The sequence below is a fragment of the uncultured Thiocystis sp. genome (assembly GCF_903866365.1).
Taxonomy (GTDB): Bacteria; Pseudomonadota; Gammaproteobacteria; order Chromatiales; family Chromatiaceae; genus Chromatium.
Window position 1 is genome coordinate 1 of the sequence record NZ_CAIPNF010000482.1, and the last position, 2,939, is coordinate 2,939.

Here is a 2,939-nt window from a genome sequence, read left to right on the forward strand (position 1 = left end):
TGGAAACACCAGGGCGCCAAGATTGTCTTGAGCCTGCGCGCGCTCGTGCAATCCACGGGGCGCTGGACGCAGTTCTGGGACAAGATCGATCAGTTTGGTGCTCGGCCCTGTTAGGATACATTATCGAAAGGCACCACCCGTCTCGAAGACCGGCGCGTCGCCATCGTCCGCGCTCAGACGCGACAGCAGGTCGTCCGGCAGCGGTTTGAAGACCTCGCGCAGACGGTTGGCCAGACCGGCAAGCGGCTCCGGTTGGCCATCCTCCACGACTTGTCCCCGCTCCGCCGCCAGGATCTTGTTCAACTGGCGATCCAGGCGCGAAGGCGATTGCTCGCCGTTCGCGTCTTGGGACACGGCTAGACAGCGGGCCGCCGCGCCGGGTTCGAGCAACGGTAGCGCCAGACGCCACAGCGCGCCGAGAAAGTCAGGATCGCTCAGGTGCTGACGCAGCCGTTCGTCGCTCCCGAAAAATTGCAGGGCATAGCGGGCCAGCCGGCGCTCGTCGGCGGGGACCGCGCTGACGTCGGCGCGCCAGGGGGTGCGATGTTCGGTCATGCTCAAATCTCCTCGGTCCAGGGTTGAAAACGGCGGCGGTCGTCATGCCCTGATTCCGCGCCGCCCGGACTGGGAGCCGGGTACCGACAACGCACGGGACGCCTCGCCTGTTCCGCGCATCGGCAAGACCGCGCCGCGCAGTTGTACGAGCAACTGCATCAACGCGGGTTTCGCGGCAACCTGCGCTCCGTGCAGCGGGATCTGGTCTATCATTTGCAAACCGGCGCCTTCGAGTATGTCGCGGACGGTTCGCCTACCCTGGCGTTACGTCTGCGGATGACCGAAGCGACGGCCGCGCATCTGCACGAAACCCCGCTCGCGGAGGATCAGACCATCGCGAATGACGCGACCGTGTCGGGTTGGGTCCAGGTCAGCGCCACGGTGTTGGACAGCGCGCAACTGATCTGGTGGCTGCGCGGCTTTGGCGATCAGGTCGAGGTGTTGGCGCCAGAGCCCTTGCGTCAGCGGATGCTGGTCGGCGTGCGCGGGCTGGCGGCGCTCTATGGGATTTCTTGATCGTCGGCAGTTGGCCGTTGTTGGTGTCGTGCAAGTCTCTGTCGAATCGTCTGCTGAGGTTCTGCGTCATCGCCTCGGTCATTGTCGCTCCCAATTGAGCAAGGCGTCGGTCGCCGATGCTAGAATGCTCCGCCGATTCACCGGCGGCGCGAACGACGAGTCCCTGCCGGTCAGGCCGCGCGAGCGGTTTGCGCAACGCTCCCCGTATCCCAGGGGCCTCGCGCCCGCATTGCCCGACGTTCGCCGTCGGACCGAATTCCAGTCAGGAGAACCCATCGATGGCCGGTCATAGTAAATGGGCCAATATCAAACACCGTAAGGCCGCGCAGGATAAACAGCGCGGCAAGATGTGGACCAAGCTGATCCGCGAGGTCACGGTCGCGGCGCGCGAGAGCGGCGGCGATCCCGGCGCCAATCCCCGGCTGCGCCTCGCCATGGACAAGGCGTTCGGCGCCAACATGCCGCGCGATACCGTGGAGCGCGCCATCAAGCGCGGCGCGGGCGGTCTGGAGGGCGAGAATTACGAGGAGATCCGCTACGAGGGCTACGGTCCCGGCGGGGTCGCGGTCATGGTCGACTGCATGACCGACAACCGCAACCGCACCGCCTCCGAGGTCCGGCACGCCTTCGCCAAGCGCGGCGGGAATCTCGGCACGGACGGCTCGGTGGGTTATCTGTTTAGCAAGCAGGGCGTGATCAGCTTCCCGCCCGGTACCGACGAGGATGCCGTCATGGAGGCCGCGCTGGAGGCCGGCGCCGAGGACGTGACCGCCAACGATGACGGCTCGCTGGACGTGATCACCGCCCCCGAGGCATTCGCCGCCGTCAAGGATGCGCTGACCCAGGCCGGATTCGACACCGAGATCGCCGAGATCGGCTACAACGCCGCGACCCTGGCCGAACTCGATGAGGAGACCGCCGATAAACTGTTGAAACTGGTCGAGATGCTGGAAGATCTGGATGACGTGCAGGATGTCTATCACAATGCCGATATCTCCGATGAGATCCTGGCGGCGCTCGATGAGTGACAAGATCAGTTGTCAGTTGTCAGTTGTCAGTTGTCAGTTGTCAGTTGTCAGTTGTCGACTGGAGCGACCTGAGTTCCGGTGACTGACTCACTGCGCCATCGCATCCTCGGGATTGATCCCGGTTCGCGCACGACCGGGTTCGCGGTCATCGACACCGATGGACATCGGAGCCAGCGCATCGTCAGCGGTTGCATCCGCGTCGGCGATCAGCCCTGGCCGGACCGGCTCGGGATCATTTTCGACCGGGTCGCGGCCATCGTCGCCGAGCACCAGCCGCATGAAATGGCGGTCGAGCAGCTCATCTTCGCCCGCGATCCGACCGCCGCGCTGAAGATCGGGCAGGCGCGCGGGGCGGTGCTCTGCGCCGGGATCAAGGGCGGGGTGACGGTGCACGAATACAGCCCGAAATCGGTCAAGCTGGCGGTGGTCGGGACCGGCGGGGCCGAGAAATCGCAGGTTCAGCACATGGTGCGGCTTCTGCTGGCGCTGACCGAGTTGCCCGGCGAGGACGAGGCCGACGCGCTCGCCATCGCGCTCTGTCACGCGCATTCGATGGGGATTCCGTCGCGCAAGCGTGCCGCCGCCTCCTGGCGCGACTGGCGACCTTAAGATGAAGTTGGCCGTTGGCAGATGCTCAAATTTGAAAAGTTCCCGAATATCTTCCCTGACGACAAAAATATCTGACACCTGACACCTATCAACTCACGTTTCGGAGTTCAAAATCGGCGCAAAACTGGCTTTAATCGTTTGTTTATAAAGGATAATGGCCTCAAGAATGGTAAAATGTCAGGTGCTTGAATCATGACAACCACTCAAGAGGCCACAATGAAGACTCTCACA

4 protein-coding genes are annotated in these 2,939 nt (G+C 63.6%); 3 read left to right on the plus strand and 1 reads right to left on the minus strand.

Going from position 1 to position 2,939, the window contains the following annotated elements; genetic code table 11:
• Positions 1-120: 120 nt before the first annotated feature.
• A complete protein-coding gene (locus QZY07_RS26400; protein WP_295409256.1) occupies positions 121-555 on the minus strand; it encodes a hypothetical protein in 435 nt (144 codons plus the stop codon).
• Between the two features lie 141 nt (positions 556-696).
• Between QZY07_RS26400 and QZY07_RS26405 the strand changes: the two genes are divergently transcribed.
• The 3 genes from QZY07_RS26405 (at position 697) to ruvC (ending at position 2,708) form a co-directional block, all read left to right on the plus strand.
• Entirely contained in the window at positions 697-1,071 is a 375-nt protein-coding gene (locus tag QZY07_RS26405) for a WYL domain-containing protein (protein ID WP_295409258.1), read from the plus strand.
• Positions 1,072-1,349: 278 nt separating this feature from the next.
• Entirely contained in the window at positions 1,350-2,099 is a 750-nt protein-coding gene (locus tag QZY07_RS26410; protein WP_295409260.1) for a YebC/PmpR family DNA-binding transcriptional regulator, read from the plus strand.
• 78 nt (positions 2,100-2,177) lie between these two features.
• Positions 2,178-2,708, plus strand: coding sequence for a crossover junction endodeoxyribonuclease RuvC (gene ruvC / locus QZY07_RS26415; protein ID WP_295409262.1), 531 nt, complete (start codon positions 2,178-2,180; stop codon positions 2,706-2,708).
• The last annotated feature ends 231 nt before the right edge of the window (positions 2,709-2,939 follow it).